Below are 22251 nucleotides of genomic sequence, written 5' to 3' on the forward strand. Positions count from 1 at the left end.
TCGAGGGACACGACCTGTGCCGCGTACAGACGGCTGTTGGCCAGCTCGAGCTGGTCGCGTCGCACGATCGACGGCATGATCGCCTGGGCCGCGTTGTCGAAGAGGGTCTCGCCCGTCCCCAGCGCGAAGGCGACGACGCACAGGACCGCGATGCTCGCAACATCGGCGGCGACCGTGACGGCGAGAGTCACCATCACCACCGCGCGCACGACATCGACCGTTCCCATCATCCAGCGGCGGTCGACGCGGTCTACCAACGCCCCGCTCACCAGGCTCAGGACGAGCCAGGGCAGGCGCCCGGCCAGGCTGACCGCGGCGACGAGCGCGGGATCGCGTGTGATGGCGGCGGCGAGCAACGGCAGCGCCACGTCGCGCATGCCGTCGCCCAGGGTGGAGACACCGGCTGCGACCCAGATGCGCCAGAAGCGGGCTCCGAGCGCGGACCTCAGGGCGGCTCAGTCCTGCTCGTCGCGGCGGATCTCCCCTTCGAGCTCACCTGCGGCGTCGAGCTCGAGGCCGCCCTGCCGGCGTTGCAACACGAGCCAGATGATCACGCTCATTGCGGTGATCCCCGTCGTCCAGAGGATGTTGCGGTTGAAGAACTCGAGCACGGAGTCGACCGGCCCCCCGAACACGTCGCCGAACTTGCGGAGCAGCAGGACCGCGCTGATCGTGCCCGAAACGTTGAGGATGCCGAAGACGAGGGGACGCATGCCGGTCGACCCAGCGAGCGCACACACCAGCGCGCCGGGGAAGAGGAAGACCATCGGGTAGGCCGCCCGGGCGAAGATGCTCTCCACCCAGCGCACCGCGGCGCCCCCGCCTCCTTTCTTCTCCAGCCAGCGGATGACGGCGTCGCCGTAGAAGTGACCGAGCAGGAAGTAGAGGGGGTCGGTGAGGGTGCGGCGGATGGTGGCCACCACGATGAACGGCACGATCTCGACCTTGCGGGCCAGGAGCAGGTTGCGGTTGCGGGCCTCGAGCGCGATGAGCAGGAGCGGGTGCTTGGCCGCCAGCGCGGGGGTGAGCGCGGTGGCGATCGTCGCTCCGATGCCGAGCACGACGATCGGTGCGACCAGAAGCGCGACGCGCGGCTTGCGCCGCTCGTGGCCTTCGTCGGGCGGTGGCACCCGTTCCTGGTCGGGTTCGTCGGCCAAGGGCCGAGACCTTACGGCCTGCAGCTGCCGGCGGCGCCCTCCTACCATCTGGAGGAGTGAGCTGAGAGGAGCGGCCATGCGAGGCCTCATGCAGGACTATCCGTTGACGCTGCCCCACATCTTCCGGCGCGCCGAGCGCCTCTTTCCCGAGAAGGGCGTCGTCACCGCCACGGCGATACAAGGTGGCGACGGTGGGCCGGTCCGCGAGCGCGTGACGTACGGCGAATGGGCGCAGCGGACCCGCCGTCTGGCCGGCGCGTTCGACGCCCTCGGCATCTCCGCCGACGGTCGGGTCGCCACGTTCGCGTGGAACACGGCGCGCCACCTCGAGCTCTACTTCGCCGCGCCGTGCTCGGGGCGCGTGCTGCACACCCTCAACATCCGGCTCTTCCCCGAGCAGCTCACCTACATCGCGAACCACGCAGAGGACGAGGTCGTCTTCGTCGACCGGTCGTTGCTCGGCCTGCTCTGGCCGCTCGTCGGCAGCTTCGAGACCGTCAAGCACTACGTCGTCATGGACGACGGCAAGGGCGACGTACCCGACGACCCGCGTGTCCTGCGCTACGAGGACCTGCTCGCGGGCTCGGAACCGGTCGAGTTCGAGGTGGACGACGAGTCGCGCGCCGCGGCCATGTGCTACACGAGCGGCACCACCGGCAACCCCAAGGGCGTCGTCTACTCGCATCGCTCTACGGTGCTGCACTCCATGGCGACGATGCTGGCCGACACCATCGCCGTGTCGGAAGCCGACGTCGTGCTGCCGGTCGTGCCGATGTTCCACGCCAACGCATGGGGCCTCGCGCACGCGGCCGTCTTTGCGGGCGCAAACCTGGTGTTCCCCGGGCCCGATCTCTCACCGCTGGCGATCGTCGACCTCATCGAGTCCGAGCGGGTGACGGTCGCGGCGGGCGTGCCGACGATCTGGATGGGCGTGTTGCCTCTTCTGGAGGGACGCGACGTCTCGAGCCTGCGTGCCATTCCCTGTGGCGGCTCCGCGGTCCCGAAGTCGTTGTCCGAAGGCTTCCGCGCCGCAACGGGCATGCCGATCCTGCAGGCGTGGGGGATGACCGAGACGAGCCCGGTCGCGTCGGTGTGCCGGGTGAAGAGCACGTTCGTCGACCAACCCGACGACGAGCTCGCCGATCTCCGTGCCACCCAGGGTCTCGCCGTTCCGGGTGTCGACGTGCGCATCTCCGCGCCCGACGGCGGCGACGAGCTCGCCTGGGACGGTGTCACCTCGGGTGAGCTACAGGTGCGCGGCCCGTGGATCGCGGCCACGTACTACAACGACCCGCGTGCCGACGAGTCGTTCACCAAGGACGGCTGGCTGCGCACGGGCGACGTGGCGGTGATCAGCCCCGAGGGCTACATCCGCCTCGTCGACCGCACCAAGGATTTGGTGAAGTCGGGCGGCGAGTGGATCAGCTCGGTCGAGCTGGAGAACGAGATCATGGCCCACCCCAAGGTGGCGGAGGCCGCGGTGATCGGCGTACCCCACGAGCGGTGGGTCGAGCGTCCGCTCGCGTGCGTGGTCGTGAAGCCGGACGAGAACCTGACGAAGGACGAGGTGCTGGAGTTCCTCGCTCCGCGCGTCGCCAAGTGGTGGCTCCCAGACGACGTCGTCTTCATCGACGAGGTGCCGAAGACCTCCGTCGGGAAGTTCTCCAAGAAGACGCTCCGCGACCGCTTCGCGGACTACCGCCTGCCGACGTCGTAGGCGTCACCGCGCTTTCGCGCGCGATGTGGTGCGCGGTCGTGACGAGGTCGTGCGGGCCTTCGTGCTCTTCACGGCCTTCGCCTTCGGCCTCGCCTCGCGGCGCAGGGCCTTGAGGCTCCGGGTGCCGCGGGCCTGCTGGGCCTCGCCTGCTTCCTGCAGGCGGTCGTTGTTGATCACCGTGCCCACCCACTCCATGTTGAGCCCGACGAGCTTGTCGGCGAAGCCGCGGACGTGGTCGACCTTGATGGTTCCGATGCGCATGGACTGCTCCTCGCTGAGGACCGGGTTCGGTTGCCTCGGAGTCAGCGAGAGTAAGACATCAGCACGCGCGGAGCGCGGCATTGAGGTGGGCGACCAGGTCGGCCCGCCCGACGCGGGCGTTGAGCCCGCTCGTGGAAGGCATGACGTAGGCGGGGGCGCCCGCATAGTGCTCCGGCTGCCAGCCGGGCTGGGCACGACGGTCGATCACCGCCCGCCATCCCGCCAAGCCGACGAAGAGGACGACCGCGGGGCGCAGCCACTCGACGAGGCGACGCACCCGATCGGCGCCGGCGCGGTATTCCTCGACGCGCAGCTCGCTCGCGCGTGGAGTCGCCCGCTTCACGAGGTCGGTCGCGCCTACGCCGTCGACCGTCAGCGCGTGAAACGGGTCACGTGGGCGGGTGACGAGGCCGGCGTCGACCGCCGCGGGCCAGAACCGATTGGTGGCGCCCGCGAAGCCGAAGCCGGCGTCCGCGGCGACGACGCTCGGGTTGAGACCGCACACGAGGAGGCGCATCCCCGGTCCCACGAAGTCGGGCAGCGTGCGCGCGCGGGTCGCGCTCACCCACAGCTCGTCGCCCACCGTCTCGATGCCGTGCAGGTCGAACCCCGCGCCCACGACGACATCCGCGAGCGGGTCCCGCCGCCAGTCGGCGAAGAAGCGTCCCGCGATGACGTCTCCGGCGACGAGGCCCTCGTCGTCGCCCTCCACGACGCTCAAGACGACGGGTGCGTCGAGGGCGAGCGAGCGATGCAGGTGCGCGAGCGCGAGCGGCAGGTCGGCTCTGCGGATGTGCAGGTAGGTGTTGCGCGCCCACGCCGCTCCCAAGCTGAACGGTCGAAACGGGAGCGCCACGATGTCGGCGCGCAAGCGCAACGCAGCCGGCGCAACCGCGCCCGCGAGGTCGAGCATGGCTTGCGCAGCGTCGAGCGCGACAACGGGCGCCCCGCGTGCGAGCAGGTCGGGGAGGTAGCCGCCCGGACCACAACCCACGTCGACCACCGGGCGACCGGAAGGCACGCGGTCGGCGAACTCGGCCGCGCGCGCACGGTGCTTCGGAGGGCGGCGGGCCGCGTATGTCTCAGCCTCGTGCTCGTACACGTCGACGGTCGCGCGCTCCACGGCGCGATCATCGCCCGTGTGGACCTGACCCTGCGAGAGCGCCTGCTCGAGGCCGCCTACGCTTGCGTGGCGCGTTACGGGTTGGCCAAGACCACGGTGGAGGACGTGGCCCGCGAGAGCCGGCTGTCCCGCGCGACCGTCTACCGCTACTTCCCCGGGGGCCGCGACGAGCTGGTACGCGAGGTCATCGGGTGGGAGACGGCCCGTTTCTTCGGCCGCCTGGCCGAGGCGGTGGCGGGCGCGCCCGACTTCGCGTCGATGCTCGAGGAGGCCCTCGTGTTCGCCCACCGAGCCGTCGAGGAGCACGAGGTCCTGCAGAAGATCCTCCAGACCGAGCCCGACCGGCTGCTGCCGCAGCTGACCGTCGACTCCCACCGCGTGCTCGACTTCATCGCCCGCTTCCTCGAGCCCTACCTCGAGCGCGAGACCCTGCGCGCCGGGGTCGACCCGCACGAGGCCTCGGAGTACGTGGCCCGGATCCTCCTGTCGTTCATCAGCGCCCAGGGTCGTTGGGACCTCACCGACCGCGACCAGGTCCGCCGCCTCGTCCGCACCGAGGTCATCGCCGGCATTTTGTGATCCGGGTTCCCGGCAGTGCCGTGGGATCGCCCCCGGTGCTGCGGGTCCTGTCCCTCAGGGTCCCTCCCGAATGGGTCCCTCCCCGCTGACGCGGGGACCCCTCCCATCCGGGCCCCTCCCTACGGGCCACCCGCAGCATCGCCCCCGGTGCTGCGGGTCATGTCCCTCAGGGTCCCTCCCGAATGGGTCCCTCCCCGCTGACGCGGGGACCCCTCCCGTCCGGGCCCCTCCCTACGGGCCACCCGCAGCATCTCCCCTCGCGGGTGAGGGACCTCAGCGCGCCGGCAGAACCGCGCCGATGGGGTAGGGGCCCCCATCGGCACGCGGCGGGTGCCGAAGCGGAGCGGAGGCGGGGGTGAGGGACCTCAGCGCGCCGGCAGAACCGCGCCGATGGGGTAGGGGCCCCCATCGGCACGCGGCGGGTGCCGAAGCGGAGCGGAGGCGGGGGTGAGGGACCTCAGCGCGCCGGCAGAACCGCGCCGATGGGGTAGGGGCCCCCATCGGCACAGGCGGGGCCCGCCGCCATGTGACTGTGACTGTGACGTGAGACACGTTGATCATGAGACGCTTTCGCCTTAGTGTCTCAGGGAGTGGCGTCGGTCGAGCTTCCCCTCCCCCCCCAGGAAGCAAGGCTCATCGACGCCACGCTCGCGTGCATGGGCCGGTGGGGCGTGGCGAAGACCACCCTCGACGACGTGGCCCGGAGGGCCGGGTGCAGCCGGGCCACCGTCTACCGGGTGTTCCCCGGCGGCAAGGAGAGCCTCCTCGCGGCGACCGTCCGGTCCGAGGTCCTCCGCTTCCTCGCGACCGAGGCCGCGGCCCTCGAGGGCTGTGAGGGGCTGGAGGATCTCCTCGTCACGGGCATGGTCACCGCGGCCCGCTACCTCGCCGGCCACGAGGTGCTCCAGTGCCTCCTCGACAACGAGCCCGAGGTCGTGCTCCCGCTCGTCGCGTTCACGCGCATGGATGCCGTGTACGCGGTGGTCCGCAACTTCTTCGCCCCGTACCTCGCGGCCCACGTCGGAGACGACGAGGCCCCGCGCGTCGCCGAGTGGGCGGCCCGGCTCACGCTCTCGTTCGCGCTGTGCCCGTCGCAGGCGTTCGACGTGTGCGACGAGCAGTCCGTCCGTCGCCTGGTGCGGGGCTACGTCCTGCCCGGGCTCGTCTCTACTGCGTCAACTATGAAGGGTTAGATCACCATGGCAACGACCGAGGACCTCATTGGCCGCACCGACGTCAACGACCTCGAGGCCATCCTCGCCATCACCAACACCGATGTCGACGAGGCCATCCGCGCGGTCAAGGACAACGCCGACGCCATCTTCACGTGGGACTACGAGCGCAGCCGGCACAAGCTCGGGCGCCTCTACGAGAAGGCCAAGACGTCGATGTGGAACGGCGAGACCGACCTGCCGTGGGAGACGCCCGTCGACCAGCAGGCCGTGGTGCTCGCGAACTCCGCCCAGTTCGGCGGCCCCGGGGCGGGCTTCGACGTCACCGGCACGCCGTTCGAGAAGTGGACCGACAAGGAATGGATCGAGGTCGGCGTGCAGTCGCAGAACTGGACGCTGAGCCAGTTTCTCCACGGCGAGCAGGGCGCGCTGGTCTGCACCGCGAAGATCGTCGAGTCGGTGCCGTGGATCGACGCCAAGTACTACGCCGCCACCCAGGTGATGGACGAGGCCCGTCATGTCGAGGTGTTCGCCAAGTACCTCGACACCAAGCTCTCGGGTCACTATCCGATCAACGCCCACCTCCGCCTGCTGCTCGACGACATCGTGACCGACAGCCGTTGGGACATGACGTACCTCGGTATGCAGATCATGGTCGAGGGTCTCGCGCTCGCCGCCTTCGGCTTCATCCACGCGCTCACCACCGAGCCGCTGCTCAAGCAGCTGCTGCGCTACGTGATGGCCGACGAGGCGCGCCACGTGGCCTTCGGGGTGCTCAGCCTGCAGGAGTACTACGAGGGCCTGTCGAGCTCGGAGCTGCACGAGCGCCAGGAGTTCGCGTTCGAGGCCGCCGTCCGCATGCGCGACCGCTTCCTCCAGCAGGAGGTGTGGGACCGCATGGGCCTGCCGGTCAAGGAGGTCGTCTCGCTGGTCCAGCAGGCGCCCGAGCGGCAGATGTTCCAGCAGATGCTCTTCTCCAAGATCGTGCCGAATTGCAAGAAGCTCGGCCTGCTCGACGCGGGTGACGGCTGGCTGCGCCGGAAGTTCGGCGAGCTGGGCGTGATCCAGTTCGAGGACTGGGCCGATACAGGTGACGAGTACGAGGCCTTCGCGCTCGCCGAAGGTGACAAGCGTTCCGCTTAGAAGGGGGTAGGGCCATGGCCATCGACGAGGTAGACATCCAGTCGGGCACCATCGAGGAGCTCGCGCAGACCGTCACCGACGCGGAGAAGCGCGAGCTGATCCACACCGTGCAGGACAACGCCGCAGCCTGCTTCACATGGGACTACGAGCGCAGCCGTGACCAGCTCGTCAAGCTCTACGAGAAGGCCAAGACGTCGATGTGGAACGCGTCCACCGACATCGACTGGGACATCGATGTCGACCCCTGGAAGATCGCGCGCGACCCGAACAACCCGCTCAACACCACCATGGCGCTCGAGCGCGGCGGCACGCCCTTCGAGAAGCTGACCGAGGACGAGTGGTACGACCTCGGCGCCGCGCAGCAGGCGTGGGTGCTGAGCCAGTTCATGCACGGCGAGCAGGGCGCGCTGATCTGCACCGCCAAGATCGTCGAGTCGGTTCCGTGGATCGACGCCAAGTACTACGCGGCCACCCAGGTGATGGACGAGGCCCGCCACGTCGAGGTCTACGCCCGGTACCTCAAGGAGAAGATGGCGCACGAGTTCCCGGTCAACGTGCACCTGCGCGCGTTGCTCGACGCGGTGGTGAACGACCCCCGTTGGGATATGACCTACCTCGGCATGCAGATCATGATCGAGGGCCTGGCCCTGGCCGCGTTCGGCTTCCAGTACCAGACCAGCCCCGATCCGCTGCTCAAGCAGCTCACCCGCTACGTGATGTCCGACGAGGCGCGTCACGTCGCCTTCGGTGTGCTGTCGCTCAAGGAGGCCTACACCGATCTGAGCCCGCCGGAGATCCGCGAGCGCCAGGAGTTCTGCTACGAGGCGGCGGTGCAGATGCGCGACCGCTTCCTCGGCCAGGAGGTCTGGGAGTGGGCCGGCCTGCCGGTGAAGGAGTGCTGCGAGACGATGCTGCACGCCCCGATGCAGATCGAGTTCCGCAAGATGCTCTTCTCCAAGATCGTGCCCAACCTCAAGAAGCTGGGCCTGCTCGACGCGGGCGACGGCTGGCTCCGTCAGAAGTTCGGCGAGCTGGGCGTGCTCCAGTTCGAGGACTGGGAGGACACCGGCGCGGAGTACGAGCGCATGCAGCTCGACAGCGGCGAGATCAAGTCGGCGTAACCCCCCGGTATGTCCACAGGGGGGCCGGGGGACGGCGTGTAGCCTGCGGCGGTGGCCCACGCCTCCGACACGCGTCTGGTCGTGCTGCACGCGCTGCGCCTCAAGGGGATGGCCGACGCCGCGGAGATCGCGCGGGCGAGCGATCGCGCGCAACCGGTCGTGGAGGCCGAGCTCACGGAGCTGCTCGCCCACGGGATGGTTCGGTTCCTGGACAAACGCGACAGCTGGTCGCTCACGCCCGAAGGGCGGGCCGAGCACGCCCGGCTGTTGCGGACCGACATCGACCGCGCGGGCTGCATCGCCGTCGTGGAGTCCGCGTACCGGCGCATCCTCGGTGTCAACGTCGAGCTGCTGGCGACCATCACCGCCCTGCAGCAGGGCGCCCCAGGGGTCGAGCGACTGAGGGCCGTGCACCACGACGCGCTCGGTGCCACCGAGGAGCTGGCGGTCGAGCTCGAGCGCATGCAGTCCTACGGCCCCCGTCTGGCCGCGGCCCTCGAGCGCGTCGAGGCCGGCGAGCGCGAGTGGGTCGCCCGTCCGTTGATGGACTCGTACCACACCGTCTGGCACGAGCTGCACGAGGATCTGCTCCTCACCTTGGGTATCGACCGTTCAGCCGAGCAGGAGGTCAGGACCTGATGGCGCACTTCGGCGCGGTGATGACCGCGATGGTCACCCCGTTCTCCGACGACGGCGCGCTCGACGTCGGCGTCGCGGTCAGGCTCGCCCGCTGGCTCACCGAGCACGGCAACGACGGCCTGGTGGTCGCGGGCACCACGGGCGAGGGCCCGGTGCTCAGCGACGACGAGAGGCTGGAGCTGTGGCGGGCAGTGGCCGAGGCGGTCTCGGTACCGGTGGTGGCAGGCACCGGCACCAACGACACCGCCCACTCCGTCGAGCTCACCCGTCGTGCCGCGGGCACGGGCGTGGCCGGCGCGCTCGTCGTCACCCCGTACTACAGCCGCCCGTCGCAAGCCGGGCTGGAAGCGCATTTCCGCGCCGTGGCGGGCGCGTCGTCGTTGCCGGTGCTGATCTACGACATCCCCATCCGGACCGGTCGCAAGGTCAGCCACGATTTGCTCATCCGCCTGGCGCGCGAGGTGCCCAACATCGTCGGGGTGAAGGACGCGGCGCTCGACGTCGCCGCATCGGCGGCGCTCATGGCTGCCGCGCCGTCGGGCTTCGAGCTCTACAGCGGCAGCGACGACCAGACGTTGCCGCTGCTCTCGATCGGTGCGACCGGCACGATCGGCGTCGCCACGCACTGGGCCGGCGAGCTCGTCGGCGAGATGATCGCCGCCTTCGGCAAGGGCGATGTCGAGGGGGCCCGGCACATCAATGCCCGGTTGCTCGAGTCCTACGCCTTCGAGACCGGCGATCTCACCCCCAACCCGATCCCGTCCAAGGCGATGATGCGGGTGCTCGGCCTGCCCGTCGGCCAGTGCCGGTTGCCGATCGGGCCCGCTCCCGATGGCACCGAGGACCGCGCCCGCGAGGTGCTGGCGAAGCTGCGTGCCTGACCCCGTCCGCATCACCTTCCTCGGCGGCCTCGGCGAGATCGGTCGCAACTGCGCCGCCTTCGAGCAGGACGGCCGCATCCTGTTGCTCGACTGCGGACTCATGTTCCCCGACGCCGAGATGCTCGGCATCGACCTCGTGCTCCCAGACTTCACGTGGCTCCGCGAGAACGCGTCGCGCATCGAAGGGTGCATCGTCACCCACGGCCACGAGGACCACGTGGGTGGCCTCTCGTTCCTGCTGCGCGACCTGAAGTTCCCGATCTACGGGTCGGCCCTCACGCTCGGCCTGGCCCGCAGCCGCATCGAGGAAGCCGGGCTGATCGACCGCACCGAGCTCGTCACGGTGGTCGACGGCGAACGGCGGCGCATCGGGCCCTTCGATTGCGAGTTCATCGCGGTGACCCACTCCGTGCCACACGGATTCGCCACGGCGTTCCACACGCCGCAGGGCGTGATCCTGCACTCGGGCGACTTCAAGCTCGACCTCACGCCGGTCGACGGCCGCATCACCGACCTCGCGCGCATCGGGCGCATCGCCGACGAGCACGGCATCCGCCTGCTGCTGTCCGACTCGACCAACGCGGAGGAGCCGGGCCACACACCGAGCGAGCGCAGCGTGGGCCACGTGTTGCGCAACCTCGTTCGCGACAACGAGGGCAAGCGCATCATCGCCGCGTGCTTCGCCAGCCACATCCACCGGATCCAGCAGATCGCGGAGGCCGCGCTGGGAACCGGGCGCACCATTGCCACGCTCGGTCGCTCGATGGCGAAGAACGTTTCGCTGGCACGACAGATGGGCCTGTTGCACATCCCAGACGACCGGCTGGTCGACATCGAGAAGCTCGGCGACTTCGACCCCGGGAAGGTGTTGGTGCTCTCGACGGGGTCGCAGGGCGAGCCCATGTCCGCGCTGGCACTGATGGCCGCGGGTGAGAACAAGTGGCTGAAGATCGGCGAGGGCGATGTCGTGATCCTCAGCTCGCACGCCATTCCCGGCAACGAGCACAGCGTCAACAAGGTGATCGACGGTCTCTGTCGCCTGGGCGCCGACGTCGTGCACTCCGGCCTGGCCGCGGTGCACGTCACCGGTCACGCGATGCAGGGCGAGCTGAAGACGCTGCTGTCGATCGCCCGACCCGAGTTCTTCGTGCCCGTGCACGGCGAGTTCCGCCACCTCTCGCACCACGCCCGCCTCGCCATCGAGATGGGCGTGCGCGAGCGCAACGTGCTGCTCGCGGAAGACGGCGACGTGATCGAGATCGATGACAACGGCGTGGAGTTCGGCGAGAGCGTCCCCGCCGGCTACCTCTACGTCGACGGCATCGTGGGCGATGTCGGACACGGTGTGCTGCGCGACCGGCGCGTGCTCGCCGAGGAGGGTGTCGTCGTGGTGGTCGTCACCGTCGACGCGCAATCGGGCCAGCTGCTGACCCGGCCCGAGCTGATCACGCGCGGGTGGGTGCACGGGCCAGAGGCCGAGGAGCTCATCGAGGAGGGCCGTGACCGGGTGCAGGAAGAGGTGGAGAAGGCGGTCGCCGACGGCGCGGGCACCGACCTCGACACCCTCAAGCGCCACGTGCGCCGCGCCGCGGGCCAGTTCGTGAGCGACCGCACCCGACGCCGCCCGATGATCGTCCCCGTGGTCATGGAGGCGTGAGCCTCCGAAGCGGCATGGAGGCGTGAGCCTCCGAAGCGGCATGGAGGCGTGAGCCTGAGCCTCAGGCTGCGGGCCTGAAGAATTCCCAGCGGCAGAACGCCCGGAACACCTCCTCGCCGAACTCCTCCAACAGGGGCGTGATCTGGCTGGCCTGGGCGCGGAGCGCGGTCTGCTTGAGCGCGAGCAGGTCGTCGGGAAGGTCGACGTCGATCGCGAGCTCCGAGGCCGGCGTGCTCGGGATCTGCGCGTTGGGGTCCATCATCACCTCGGGCGGGAGGTAGGGCAGCCAGAGCTCGAGGAACTCGGGCGTCTTGGTCGCGTAGAGGAGCCTCGCGCCAGGCGCGCCGACGCGACGGAAGGCCTCGGTGGCCCACGCGCACGTCGTCTGGTGATCGCGGTGGCCGGTCATGCCGTCGGGGCCGAACGAGAGGACGGTGTCGGGCCGGATCTCCTCCATCAGCGAGACCAGCTTCCCGATCGCCTCCTCGGGTGCGACGTCGGCACAGCCGCCGTCGGGATAGTCGAGCCAGAGGTGCTCGGTGACGCCGAGGAGCTCGAGGCAGCGCTGCATCTCTGCGGTGCGCACCTCGGCGAGCCCCTCGAGCGGCCAGCGGACCGGGTCGACCGTGCCCAGCTCGCCCCGCGTCGCCGTCACGCACACCACCCGGCTGCCGGTCCGCACCGCCTCGGCCATGATCCCCGCCGAGAGCCAGGCCTCGTCGTCGGGGTGCGACCACACGCCGAGGACGGTTCCGAGATCGTCCATGCCCGACATTCTCGCCGCGTCCGCCGATGCCGTCAGCCGCAGGGCGCGCACAAGCCCGTCCACTCGTGTGGCTGCTGTTACGGTTGTGGCCACTGTGGCCTCCAAGCAGCGTCGTCGCCGGACGGGCTCGCGTCGCCCGGCCCGGCGGACCCGTCCCGCCGCGCGGTTGCGGCAGAGCCTGGCCACCCACCTCGGCCGTCAGTCCGACGACGTGTGGGGTCTCGTGCTCATCACGCTCGGGCTCGTCTCGGCGCTCGGCATCTACGCCGACCTGACCGGTCCCGCGGGGCGGGTGCTGCGCGAGTCGGCGGCCGATGCCTTCGGCGTGGGCCGGCTGCTCGTGCCGGTGGCCCTGTGCGGCGTGGGCGGCGTGCTGGTGCGCGGGCGGCCCTGGGGCGAGGAGCCCGCGCGGGTGGCTATCGGCTTCGGGTTCGTGTGCGCCGCGACCGCCGGCCTGCTGCACCTCGTGCACGGGTCGCCGGAGTGGGGAGCCCCCCTGTCGGAGCTGCGCGGTGCCGGCGGCGTCGTCGGCGTGGGCATCGCCGAGCCGTTGCGCACGTTGCTGGCGGGATGGGGTGCGGGCCTGGTGCTCGCGTCGCTCCTCGGACTCGGCCTCCTCGTGATCACCAAGACATCGGTGCGGGCCGCCGGCGACGCCGTCGTCGCGGCCGCCCGCGCGGTCGCCGCGGCCGTGCGACGCGGGCTGCTCTGGTTCGGGCGACTCGGCGAGGGGCCCGAGGTGGCGGCCGCGGCCGATCGCCACCCCTCCAACCGGACTGCGAGGCGGTCGCGAGCCTCGGCCCCGGAGCCGGACGACGCCGAGGCCGACGCCGGCGACGACGAGGAGGTGGACCCGGTCAACTCCGCCGAGGGGGCCGAGGCGGTCGAGGTGCACCTCGACCTCGACGCGCTCGCCGCGCCGGTCGAGGAGGAACAGCTCGCGATCGGGCTCGGCCCCGCGGCCGAGGCGACCGTGTGGCGCCTCCCTCCGCTCCAGGTGCTGAAGAAGGCGAAGACCCAGGAGATCGACCGGCGCCTCGTCGACCAGGGCGGGCGCACGCTCGAAGACGCGCTTGCCGCCCATGGCGTCGAGACGCGGCTCGTCGGCACGACGGTCGGGCCGACCGTCACGCGCTACGAGCTGGCGCTCGGCCCCGGCGTGAAGGTGGCGCGCGTGACCGCGTTGCACAAGGACATCGCGTACGCGATGGCCTCGCCCGACGTCCGCATCCTCGCCCCCATCCCCGGTCGCTCCGCCATCGGCGTCGAGGTGCCGAACAAGCAGCGCCAGCTCGTGTCGCTGGGCGACATCCTGTTGAGCGAAGAGGCTCGCCGGGCCACCCATCCACTCGAGGTCGGGCTCGGCCGCGACATCGCGGGCCGGCCCGTGATGGTGAACCTGGCGGAGATGCCGCACATCCTGATCGCGGGCGCGACCGGCGCAGGCAAATCGTCGTGCATCAACACCGTGTTGACGTCGATCCTGGCGCGGGGCACGCCCGACCAGGTCCGGCTGATCCTCGTCGACCCGAAGCGCGTCGAGCTCGGGCAGTACAACGGCCTGCCCCACCTGCTCACCCAGGTGGTGGTCAATCCCAAGAAGGCGGCCAACGCCCTCCAGTGGGCGGTGCACGAGATGGAGCGGCGCTATGACCTCCTGGCCGAGGTGGGCGTGCGCGACATCACCGGCTACAACGCCGCCTACGATCGCGGCGAGCTCCAGCCCGAGCCCGGCTCCGACCGCGGGCACGAGCGCCTGCCGTTCATCCTCGTCGTGGTCGACGAGCTGAACGATCTGATGATGGTGGCGGCGCGCGACGTCGAGGACGCCATCTGCCGGATCGCGCAGATGGCGCGCGCCGTCGGCCTGCACCTCGTGATCGCCACACAGCGCCCGTCGGTCGACGTCATCACCGGCGTCATCAAAGCCAACGTGCCTTCCCGGCTCGCGTTCGCCGTGTCGTCGCTGGCCGACAGCCGCGTCATCCTCGACCAGCCCGGGGCCGAACGCCTCATCGGCCAGGGCGACATGCTGCTCGCGGTCGCCTCCTCGAACGTGCCGCGACGCATTCAGGGCGCGTGGGTGGGCGAGGACGAGGTGCGCAAGGTCGTCGCGCACTGGCGGCGTCAGGCGCAGCCGCAGTACGTGGACGGCGTGGAGGGCGATCCGGTGGGCGGCGGGCTCGGTGATGCGAGCGGCGACGGCGACGACGACGAGATGCTCGAAGCGGCAATGGACCTCATCGTGCGCTCACAGTTGGGCTCGACCTCGATGCTGCAGCGCAAGCTGCGGGTCGGGTTCGCGCGGGCGGGGCGGCTGATGGACCTGCTCGAGCGCCGCGGCGTCGTGGGCCCGTCGGAGGGCTCGAAGCCCCGCGCCGTGCTGATGACGCCCGACGAGCTCGACGCGATGAACGCCCGCGCCGGCGCATAGCCGAAGAGGAACCGGTGGCCGAACGCGCCAATGGCGCTCGTCATTGAGCGCCATTGGGTGAGGGGGACGAGGGTTGGGTCAGGCGGCGACGCGGGCCCGTGTGTCCCGATGCTCGACCGGAGTCGCTCGGTCCCAGGCGCCGAGAAACCCGAAGAGGGCCTGCCAGACGGTGGCGAGTGAGCCGATGATGAGACCGGTTCCCCACGTGCCCATCCACGTCTCTCGCACGGCAATGCCGTAGCCGGCGAAAACCGAGAAATCGAGGGCGACGGCCGCCCCGATGGCCAGGGCGAACGTGAGCAGGGCCCGCCCACGGGAAACGGCAGGCATCAGCCCTTCGAGCAGGTCGACCACCTTCAACGTGGCCAGTGCCAGCAGGGCTGCTACGGCGAAGTGGTACATGATTCTTGACCTCCATTTGGTGGACCTTTCCACCGGCCATTCGGACCTGACTCGCGGTCGCTTGGTGACAGATTTCTTTTTGAATCAGGCGGGGACGTTCTGCCATCTTCTGCCGGCGAAGCGTCGGCTATTGGCCAACAGGCGTGCGAGCATCCACGCGAACAGGCCCGTCCAGATCCCGATGATGCCGAGCCGAGGCCACACCAGGAGCGCGGCCGCGAACGGCAGGAACGCCAGGAGCGCGACCACGTTCGACAACTGCTGGAAACGCGTGTCGGAGGCGCCGAGGAGCACGCCGTCGAGCACGAATACGACGGCAGCTGGCAACTGCATGAGCCCGACGATCACGAGCGCGGCGGAGGCGCGTGAGATGACCGCCGGGTCGCCACTGAAGATGTGCGGGAGGAGCCACGCGGTCGCCACGACGACGATGCAGAGCGCGGCGCCGGCCCGCAGGCCCATCTGCACGAGGCGGCGGCCGGTCCGGCGTGCCTCCCGGACGTCGCCTGCCCCGAGCGCCGCCCCGGTGAGGGCCTGGCCTGCGATCGCGAGCGCGTCGACCGTGAGCGCGAGGAAGGTCTCGATCTGGAGGGCGATCTGATGGCCGGCGAGCGTCGGTGGGTCGACCCGGGCGGCCACCGAGGTGGCGAGGGTGAGGGTGGTGAGCAACGCGGCCGTGCGCACGAACAGGTGCCGTCCCGTACGCGCGAGCCGGAGCAGCTCACCGCGGTCGACGGCGAGCGACGCGCCCGACATGCGCAGCCGCCGGGTCAGGACGCCGAGGAAGACCGCGGCCGCGACCACCTGGGCGAGCACCGTGCCCCATGCCGACCCGGCGACACCGAGGTCGAGACCGTAGACGAGCACGAGCTCGACACCGACGTTCAGCAGGTTGGCGCCCACGGCGATGGCGAGCGGCGTCCGGGTGTCCTGCACGCCGCGCAGATAGCCGTGACCGACGAGCGCGACGAGCACGAACGGCGTCCCGATCGCGCTGATGCGGAGGTAGGTGATCGCATTCGTCAGCACTGCGCCCGAACCGCCGAGCGCGACCGCGGCCGGCCGCGCCAGGCCGCCCACGAGCGCGGCCGCGATCAACCCGAGCAACGCGCTGAGCCAAAGCCCCTGCACCGCAACCTGGTCGGCCGCCTGCGGGTCGCCCGCACCGACGAGGAAGGCCACGCGTGCCGTCGTGCCGTAGGCGAGGAAGTTGCAGACGAGGAACGCCACGTTGAGCACGCCGGCCGCCAGGGCCACGCCGGCGAGGGGCGCGGTGCCGAGGTGGCCGACGATGGCGGTGTCCACGAGGACGTAGAGCGGCTCGACCGCGAGGGTCGCGAGCGCGGGCACGGCGAGGCGCAGGATCGTGCGATCCGTAGGCTCCACGGAAGGCGACGGTACCGTTGGGTCGTGCACGCCCGTGCTCCTGCCTCCACGGCGAACCTCGGACCGGGCTTCGACACGCTGGCCATCGCGCTGTCGCTGTACGTCCACGTCGAGGTGGAGCCGGCCGACGAGCTCTCGCTGCGCCTCGAAGGCGAGGGCGGCGACCTGCCTGCCGACGGCACCCATCTCGCGGCGCGCGTGGCCAGACAGGTCCTGGGGCACGACCGGGTCGCGATCACGGTGCGGTCGGAGATCCCCGTCGGACGCGGGCTGGGCTCGTCCGCCGCGCTCGCAGTGGCGACCGCGGCCGCGTGCGGAGCGAACGACCCGCTGACGCTCGCCGCCCGGCTCGACGGGCATCCGGAGAATGCGGGTGCGTCGGTGCTGGGTGGGCTGGTGGCCGCGGCCGACGTCGACGGGCATCCGGTCACCGTGCGCCTGCCGCTCGACCGCGGCCTCGCGTTCGTGGTGCTCGTGCCTTCCCGCCCGCTCGCCACCGCGCGCGCCCGTCAGGCCCTGCCTGCGCAGGTGCGCCTCGGCGAGGCCGCGTTCAACCTCGGGCGCCTCGGCCTCCTGATCGCGGGCCTCGGCGACCGCCGGCTGCTGGTGAAGGAGGCGACCGAGGACCGCCTGCACCAGTCGGCCCGGGCCTCGCTCTTCCCACAGTCGGGCCATCTGCTGGCCGGCCTCGTCGACGCAGGCGCGCTCGCGTCGTGCTGGAGCGGTGCGGGCCCGAGCCTGCTGGGGATCTGTACGGTCGAGGCCGCGCCACGCGTGCGGGGCGCCGGCGACGAGCTGCTCGCATCGGCCGGTGTGCCCGGCCGCGCCCTCCTCCTGAAGGCCGATCTCGAGGGCCTCGGGGTCGAGGATCCCTCGCTTCCCGCCCGGGCTCCGTCAGACTGACACGCACACCGACCGGAGGAGACCAAGATGGCCACCTACGCCACCGATCGAGAGGACAGCCTTATGGCCACGTATGAGGGCTATTGCGTGAAATGCCGGGAAAAGAGGGAGTTCGAGGGGCAAGAGGTCGAGCTGGCCAACGGCCGACGGGCCGCCCAGGGCACCTGCCCGGTGTGCTCCACCAAGATGAACCGGATGCTCGGCAAGAAGAAGTAGCCGCGGCGGGTCCCGACCTTCCGGGCGCGCGCCCATCGTCGGCCCTCGGGCCGCGTTCGCGCCCGGAAGGCTCGCCGGGGCCGTGGGAGCTACGTTCGGTCGGTGCCCAGCCGTCCGGCCCGTGAGCTCGTCGCCATCCCCAATCCGCATCCGGGGCGGGACTACGAGGTGCGGTGCGAGACGCCGGAGTTCACCTGCGTCTGCCCGCTCACGGGCCAACCCGACTTCGCCACGGTCACCGTCTCCTACGTGCCCGGGCCCTCCATCGTCGAGCTGAAGTCGCTGAAGCTCTACCTGTGGAGCTACCGCGACGAGGGCGCGTTCCACGAGGACGTGACCAACCGCATCCTCGACGACCTGGTGGCGGCCATCGGTCCCCGACGAGTGACCGTCCACACCGACTGGCTCGTGCGCGGCGGCATCCACACCACGGTCGAGGCGACCTACCCGTAGCGCGCCGCGGGCTCGCCGGCAGCTGTCGACTCCCAAGCGGACAAGGTGATGCGATTAGGGTTCTCGAGCCTGACCGACACACTTCTTCACGCGCAGGCTCGATCCGACCAACGCACCGATTCTCGGCGCGCCGTCCACCGGCTGCGCGATCTCGACCGCCGCGGCCGATGGCTGGCGTTCGTCTTTGCGCTCGCGCTCTTGCTGGCGCCGGTGCTCGCCTTTGCCTGGGCGGTGCCCGACTGGGCGCCTGCGGGCGATCCCGCGCTCATGGGTATCCGGGCCCTCGATGTCGGCACTGCCCGCACGCCGCTCATTGGCCAGCCTTCGACCGCGGCGCGGTACATCGCGAGCGCGGACCTCGTGAACCACCCCGGCGCCACGCATTTCTACCTGCTGGCCGTCTCCATCCGACTCTTCGGCGGGGACATCGGCATGCCGCTGGTGACGGTGCTGATCGTCGGGGCCTGCGTGCTACTTGCGGCCTGGGCCGTGTTCCGTCAGCTCGGACCGCCGGCGGGCATCGTCGCCGCGGTGTTGCTCAGTACGGTCATGTTCACCACCGGCGCGTCATCACTCATCGACCCGGTCAGCTCGAACATCGCCGGCTACCCGCTGCTGTGCGCGTCGGTCCTGTGCTGGTGCGTGCTCTGTGGCGACCTGCGCCTGCTCCCGCTCGCCACCGCGGTGGTGTCCTTCACCGCCCAGCAGCACCTCTCGGTTGCGCCCGCTGTCGTGGTGGTGACGGCAGGCGCGGTGCTCGGTCTCGCCGCCGCGCTCGCCCGCCGCCGCGGCGAGGTTCTCCGGTGGTGTGGGTGGTCGGCCCTCGTCGCGCTGGTGCTGTGGGCACCGGTGCTGTTGCAGCAGGCGATCAGCACCGACGGCAACCTGGGGCGCCTTCTCACTTACGCCCGCAATACCGACGACGCCACACTCGGCGCGACCTCCGCGCTGCACCAGATCGTGAACTCGCTCGGCCTGCCGCCGCTGCTCGGCCGGACCGATCTGACCGGCTCGACCCTGCTGTCAGAGCCGTCCGCCCTCACATGGCTCTCCGCCATCGCGGTGGTCGCGATCGTTGCTGCTCTGGGGCTCCGGTGGCGAAAGCCGAGCCCACGCCAGGCCACGCTGGCGCTCATGGTGGTCATCCTGGCGTTGGCGGGTTTCGCCAACGGCTCCTCGGTGCCGGTCGGGCTCTTCGAGCAGGGGCGCATCGCGTTCTACCACTGGTCGTTCGCGCTCGCCTTCTTCACCTGTCTCGTGCTCGGTCTCGGGCTGCTCGCGCTGGGGCGCGCGCAGCTCGCCGCCCGACCGACGCTCGTGCCCGCGCTGACGTCGCTCGCGCTGGTGGCGATCATCGTCCCCGCCGCGATCAATCCGAGCCTCGACCGGACCAGCAACACCCTTCGCTCCGCGCACGCGACCATCGCGAGCCGCTTCGTCCATGAGCTCGGCGATGCGGTGCTCGCCCACCGGCGCGAGCTGGGCGCGCAGACCGTTCTCCTCAGCCGGGGAGGAGCGCCCTATGCGGGGCTCCGCGAGGCGCTGGCCTTCGAGCTCACCCAGCGTGGTGTCGCTGTGCGTCACCCCCTGACGCAGCGTGGCGCGGTCCACAAGGACCGGTTGGTTCGGCGATCGACCGTGGACAGCGGCCTCGTCCTCGTCGTGGACACGTTCACCAAGGGTTCCGCACCGCGTGGCGAGCTGCTCGCCGACGTCGACCTCGGAGGAAGGCGCATCGATGTCCGGGCGTACGAGGCGTTGATCGCGCAAGCGAGGTCGGGTCACGACGTCCGGCTCGGTCGCGCCGCCGAAGCCGCTCTCGCGGCGATCTCCGATCCCGGGCTGAAGTTCGTGATGTCACAAGCGCTCCACGAGATCGCACGACAACCGGCTCAAGCGCTGGCTCCTTCGGTGCTGCGTTTCCTTCGCGACCATCCGATCGAGGAGCCGCGTCTCGATCCCGCGCTCATCCAGCGCGTGCTCGACACTGCGCCTGAGCTATGGGCGGCGGACATGGCCGTCGGCTTGCGCCTCTACCTGGTCGACCGCGCCGAGCTGCTGAAGTTCGCGTTTCCGGTCGAGCTCTGATCGGGAGATTCAGGAGCGCGGGTCGGGCGGGCGCGCCTCGGTCGCGCGCATCGCGCGTGTCCACCGGCGCCAGGCCATTGCGCCGAGCGCCGCGCCGCCGGCGTCGACCATGATGAAGCACAGCCTCGCGGCGACCGCGACGGTCGCCCGCACTCCGGTCGGGATCGTCCCGACCACCGCCACGAACGCCGCCTCGCGCACGCCGATACCGCCCGGAACCGGCACCGACACGAAGCCGATGATCCAGGAGACGATGGCGGCAGGCGCGACCGCCAACCAACTCGCGTCGGGGTCGAATGCACGCGCGACGCACCACGTGGCGGTGCCGATGAGCCACCAGCTGGGGAGATACCTGGCGACCAGCCTCATCGATGCCGACCACGGCGGAACGTCGATGTGCAGATCGCGCCTCAAGAGCTTCTCGGCCCTGTCGACGAGCCACCCGAGCGGCCTGGGATGCAGGACGGCGACGCCGGCAGGGAGCAGCAGGAGGACCCAGACCGCGGCCGCGAGGTGGTCGCCGCCAAGGTGCACCGGGAGCAGGACCGCGACTGCGAGCGTGCCGGCGAGGTAGAGGGCCCCGAGCGACAGCGCCACGCTCGCGTACGCCGCTCCGCGTGGCACCCCGCCCCGGTACGCGAGCTCGCCCCGTCCCACGACGGGCCAGATCCCACCCGGCACGTACTTGCCGATCTCCCCCATGAAGTACCACGCCACCGTCGAGGCCCGGTCGGCGATCGCGCCGACGATCCTCAGCGCAGTTCGCCACGGGAGCGCGACGGTGACCATGGCGGCGGCCGCGCACAGCAAAGCCGCCACGAGCCACTCGGGACGGGCGTCCGCGATCGAGGACCGCACCAGGGTCCACTGGTCGCTGATGGCCCGAGCCACGAAGACGCCTGCGGCGACGGCGATGACTGTCCCGACAGCGGTCGAGAGCCAGGCGACGCGCTTCTTCCTCAGCGGCTGCCTCCTCGGAGCCCGGACCGGACTTCTGCGCTCCTTGTCGCGCCGAACCGCCGTCACGGTGGTTGAGCGCGACAAGAAGCGGTCGCCGGTTCGGCAGCGTACTCGTCGGCCCTACGCGCCCGGACCGAATCCACCTAGGGTGGCGCCATGCCCATCCTCGACGAGGCCCACGACTTCGCCCACCCGGTCGAGTCCGACGGGGCCTGGAGCGAGTCCTACTACTTCAATTGCTACGACCCCGACGCCGACACCGGTCTCTTCACGCGGATCGGAGTGCGGCCGAACGAGGGCACGATCGATGTGGGCCTGTCGGTGTGGGTGCCCGGAGACGGCCTGGCGACCGTGCACGCGGTCCGTGAGCAACGGGAGATGATCGACACCGGCCTGGCGGTAGGCGGCGTGGCGTACGAGCGACTGGCGCCGATGAAGGAGTGGCGGTTGACGGCCGCGGCCGACGCCCTGCTCGCCGACGCCATCGTCCCGATCGCGCTCGACGTGACGTTCTCCGCGCTCATGCCCGCGATCGGCGCCGACGGGCAGGGCCGCGAGGGTCAGGGGGCGAGCGCGGCAACGCGCGGCACCGTGGGCAAGGGCCATCTCGAGCAGGCCGGGCGCTGGACGGGGTGGATCGAGATCGACCACCAGCGGCATCCGCTGGGGCCCGACGCGCGTGGCAACCGCGACAAGTCGTGGGGGCCCAGGCGCTGGGGCGGCCCGACAATGTGGCGCTGGTTCTCCATCAACGTCGGCGACGACGTGCACTTCGGCGGCATCCGCATCGGCACCGAGGTCGGCGACCTCCATCGCGGGTGGGTGTGGCGCGACGGCGACGCGGCGAGCATCCGCGAGTGGGACGTGCGCACCGAGCTCGAGCCCGACGGCGTCACCCACAAGGTCACCCACGTGCGCGCCACCGACAAGACCGGCCGCGTGCACGAGCTGCGCGGCGATCTGCTCCGGGTGGCAGGCGTGCCCCACAAGGTGGGCGAGCGCAGCACGATCGTCAACGAGGGCCTCGCCCGCTGGACCTATGACGGCCGTACCGGCTACGGCATCGCCGAGTACCTGCACCAGCTCGACGAGCGGGGTCGTCCGCTCGTCACCATCGAGTAGCACGCCGTCGGGCGGCACGCCGTCGGATGGCACGGTCGACCGAGCGGTTCCGGGCCGCGCGCCGACCGGTA

Annotated in this window: 22 protein-coding genes; 14 read left to right on the forward strand and 8 right to left on the reverse strand. The window is 70.7% G+C overall.

What is annotated here, in order from left to right:
* On the reverse strand, window positions 1–449 hold a 449-nt coding region (locus tag E6G06_11665; GenBank protein ID TML90751.1), incomplete at its 3' end, for an MFS transporter.
* Between the two features lie 6 nt (window positions 450–455).
* Window positions 456–1157, reverse strand: a complete 702-nt coding sequence (locus E6G06_11670) for a hypothetical protein (GenBank protein TML90720.1) — start codon at window positions 1155–1157, stop codon at window positions 456–458.
* A 76-nt stretch (window positions 1158–1233) separates the two neighbouring features.
* On the opposite strand from E6G06_11670, the gene E6G06_11675 reads away from it, so the two are divergent.
* On the forward strand, window positions 1234–2874 hold the full coding sequence (locus tag E6G06_11675) for a long-chain fatty acid--CoA ligase (protein TML90721.1): 1641 nt from the start codon (window positions 1234–1236) through the stop codon (window positions 2872–2874).
* A gap of 3 nt (window positions 2875–2877) precedes the next feature.
* Here E6G06_11675 and E6G06_11680 read toward each other — a convergent pair whose 3' ends face one another.
* On the reverse strand, window positions 2878–3135 hold the full coding sequence (locus E6G06_11680) for a hypothetical protein (protein ID TML90722.1): 258 nt from the start codon (window positions 3133–3135) through the stop codon (window positions 2878–2880).
* Window positions 3136–3193: 58 nt separating this feature from the next.
* Window positions 3194–4258: a methyltransferase domain-containing protein gene (locus E6G06_11685; protein TML90723.1), complete on the reverse strand. Its 1065-nt coding sequence runs from the start codon at window positions 4256–4258 to the stop codon at window positions 3194–3196.
* Here E6G06_11685 and E6G06_11690 point away from each other — a divergent pair.
* The 7 genes from E6G06_11690 to E6G06_11720 all read left to right on the forward strand — a co-directional run bounded on the left by E6G06_11690 (window position 4052) and on the right by E6G06_11720 (window position 11450).
* Window positions 4052–4837: a TetR/AcrR family transcriptional regulator gene (locus E6G06_11690; GenBank protein TML90724.1), complete on the forward strand. Its 786-nt coding sequence runs from the start codon at window positions 4052–4054 to the stop codon at window positions 4835–4837. The two genes, E6G06_11685 and E6G06_11690, sit on opposite strands and share 207 nt — an antisense overlap.
* Before the next feature lie 590 nt (window positions 4838–5427).
* On the forward strand, window positions 5428–6030 hold the full coding sequence (locus E6G06_11695; GenBank protein TML90725.1) for a TetR/AcrR family transcriptional regulator: 603 nt from the start codon (window positions 5428–5430) through the stop codon (window positions 6028–6030).
* A 6-nt stretch (window positions 6031–6036) separates the two neighbouring features.
* Window positions 6037–7152: a ferritin-like domain-containing protein gene (locus E6G06_11700; protein TML90726.1), complete on the forward strand. Its 1116-nt coding sequence runs from the start codon at window positions 6037–6039 to the stop codon at window positions 7150–7152.
* A gap of 14 nt (window positions 7153–7166) precedes the next feature.
* Window positions 7167–8273 (forward strand): ferritin-like domain-containing protein, encoded by a 1107-nt coding sequence (locus E6G06_11705; protein TML90727.1) that lies wholly within the window; start codon window positions 7167–7169, stop codon window positions 8271–8273.
* Window positions 8274–8324: 51 nt separating this feature from the next.
* Window positions 8325–8912, forward strand: coding sequence for a MarR family transcriptional regulator (locus tag E6G06_11710; protein TML90728.1), 588 nt, complete (start codon window positions 8325–8327; stop codon window positions 8910–8912).
* Window positions 8912–9793 (forward strand): 4-hydroxy-tetrahydrodipicolinate synthase, encoded by an 882-nt coding sequence (dapA, locus tag E6G06_11715; GenBank protein TML90729.1) that lies wholly within the window; start codon window positions 8912–8914, stop codon window positions 9791–9793. Before E6G06_11710 ends, dapA begins: the two co-directional genes overlap by 1 nt.
* Window positions 9744–11450 (forward strand): ribonuclease J, encoded by a 1707-nt coding sequence (locus E6G06_11720; GenBank protein ID TML90730.1) that lies wholly within the window; start codon window positions 9744–9746, stop codon window positions 11448–11450. Before dapA ends, E6G06_11720 begins: the two co-directional genes overlap by 50 nt.
* A gap of 61 nt (window positions 11451–11511) precedes the next feature.
* On the opposite strand, the gene E6G06_11725 is transcribed toward E6G06_11720, so the two are convergent.
* Complete coding sequence (locus E6G06_11725; GenBank protein ID TML90731.1) at window positions 11512–12225, reverse strand: PIG-L family deacetylase; 714 nt, start codon at window positions 12223–12225, stop codon at window positions 11512–11514.
* On the opposite strand from E6G06_11725, the gene E6G06_11730 reads away from it, so the two are divergent.
* Window positions 12143–14650: a DNA translocase FtsK gene (locus E6G06_11730; GenBank protein ID TML90732.1), complete on the forward strand. Its 2508-nt coding sequence runs from the start codon at window positions 12143–12145 to the stop codon at window positions 14648–14650. The two genes, E6G06_11725 and E6G06_11730, sit on opposite strands and share 83 nt — an antisense overlap.
* 78 nt (window positions 14651–14728) lie before the next feature.
* Here E6G06_11730 and E6G06_11735 read toward each other — a convergent pair whose 3' ends face one another.
* The gene (locus E6G06_11735) at window positions 14729–15052 is read right to left on the reverse strand and encodes a hypothetical protein (protein ID TML90733.1); all 324 of its coding nucleotides are present in this window, start codon (window positions 15050–15052) and stop codon (window positions 14729–14731) included.
* A gap of 84 nt (window positions 15053–15136) precedes the next feature.
* Window positions 15137–16624 (reverse strand): MATE family efflux transporter, encoded by a 1488-nt coding sequence (locus E6G06_11740; protein ID TML90734.1) that lies wholly within the window; start codon window positions 16622–16624, stop codon window positions 15137–15139.
* On the opposite strand from E6G06_11740, the gene thrB reads away from it, so the two are divergent.
* From thrB to E6G06_11760, 4 genes are all read left to right on the forward strand, one after another.
* A complete protein-coding gene (gene thrB, locus E6G06_11745; protein TML90735.1) occupies window positions 16334–17341 on the forward strand; it encodes a homoserine kinase in 1008 nt (335 codons plus the stop codon). The genes E6G06_11740 and thrB overlap by 291 nt on opposite strands.
* A gap of 27 nt (window positions 17342–17368) precedes the next feature.
* Entirely contained in the window at window positions 17369–17557 is a 189-nt protein-coding gene (locus tag E6G06_11750) for a hypothetical protein (GenBank protein ID TML90736.1), read from the forward strand.
* A 102-nt stretch (window positions 17558–17659) separates the two neighbouring features.
* Window positions 17660–18010 (forward strand): NADPH-dependent 7-cyano-7-deazaguanine reductase QueF, encoded by a 351-nt coding sequence (queF, locus tag E6G06_11755; GenBank protein ID TML90737.1) that lies wholly within the window; start codon window positions 17660–17662, stop codon window positions 18008–18010.
* 48 nt (window positions 18011–18058) lie between these two features.
* Window positions 18059–20098 carry a hypothetical protein gene (locus tag E6G06_11760; protein ID TML90738.1) on the forward strand — a complete coding sequence of 680 codons (2040 nt, stop codon included), beginning with the start codon at window positions 18059–18061 and terminating at the stop codon, window positions 20096–20098.
* 9 nt (window positions 20099–20107) lie between these two features.
* On the opposite strand, the gene E6G06_11765 is transcribed toward E6G06_11760, so the two are convergent.
* Window positions 20108–21142: a flippase-like domain-containing protein gene (locus E6G06_11765; protein TML90739.1), complete on the reverse strand. Its 1035-nt coding sequence runs from the start codon at window positions 21140–21142 to the stop codon at window positions 20108–20110.
* Between the two features lie 72 nt (window positions 21143–21214).
* Between E6G06_11765 and E6G06_11770 the strand changes: the two genes are divergently transcribed.
* Window positions 21215–22180 (forward strand): hypothetical protein, encoded by a 966-nt coding sequence (locus tag E6G06_11770; protein TML90740.1) that lies wholly within the window; start codon window positions 21215–21217, stop codon window positions 22178–22180.
* The last annotated feature ends 71 nt before the right edge of the window (window positions 22181–22251 follow it).

The sequence above is a fragment of the Actinomycetota bacterium genome (assembly GCA_005888325.1).
Taxonomy (GTDB): domain Bacteria; phylum Actinomycetota; class Acidimicrobiia; order Acidimicrobiales; family AC-14; genus AC-14.

Coding starts and splice junctions, on each gene's coding strand:
- E6G06_11675 (TML90721.1), top strand. CDS start 1,234: ATGCGAGGCCTCATGCAGGACTATCCGTTGACGCTGCCCCACATCTTC.
- E6G06_11680 (TML90722.1), bottom strand. CDS start 3,135: ATGCGCATCGGAACCATCAAGGTCGACCACGTCCGCGGCTTCGCCGAC.
- E6G06_11700 (TML90726.1), top strand. CDS start 6,037: ATGGCAACGACCGAGGACCTCATTGGCCGCACCGACGTCAACGACCTC.
- E6G06_11705 (TML90727.1), top strand. CDS start 7,167: ATGGCCATCGACGAGGTAGACATCCAGTCGGGCACCATCGAGGAGCTC.
- dapA (TML90729.1), top strand. CDS start 8,912: ATGGCGCACTTCGGCGCGGTGATGACCGCGATGGTCACCCCGTTCTCC.
- E6G06_11720 (TML90730.1), top strand. CDS start 9,744: ATGGCACCGAGGACCGCGCCCGCGAGGTGCTGGCGAAGCTGCGTGCCT.
- E6G06_11730 (TML90732.1), top strand. CDS start 12,143: ATGATCCCCGCCGAGAGCCAGGCCTCGTCGTCGGGGTGCGACCACACG.
- E6G06_11725 (TML90731.1), bottom strand. CDS start 12,225: ATGTCGGGCATGGACGATCTCGGAACCGTCCTCGGCGTGTGGTCGCAC.
- E6G06_11735 (TML90733.1), bottom strand. CDS start 15,052: ATGTACCACTTCGCCGTAGCAGCCCTGCTGGCACTGGCCACGTTGAAG.
- E6G06_11740 (TML90734.1), bottom strand. CDS start 16,624: ATGGGTGCCGTCGGCAGGCAGGTCGCCGCCCTCGCCTTCGAGGCGCAG.
- E6G06_11750 (TML90736.1), top strand. CDS start 17,369: ATGGCCACCTACGCCACCGATCGAGAGGACAGCCTTATGGCCACGTAT.
- E6G06_11760 (TML90738.1), top strand. CDS start 18,059: ATGCGATTAGGGTTCTCGAGCCTGACCGACACACTTCTTCACGCGCAG.
- E6G06_11770 (TML90740.1), top strand. CDS start 21,215: ATGCCCATCCTCGACGAGGCCCACGACTTCGCCCACCCGGTCGAGTCC.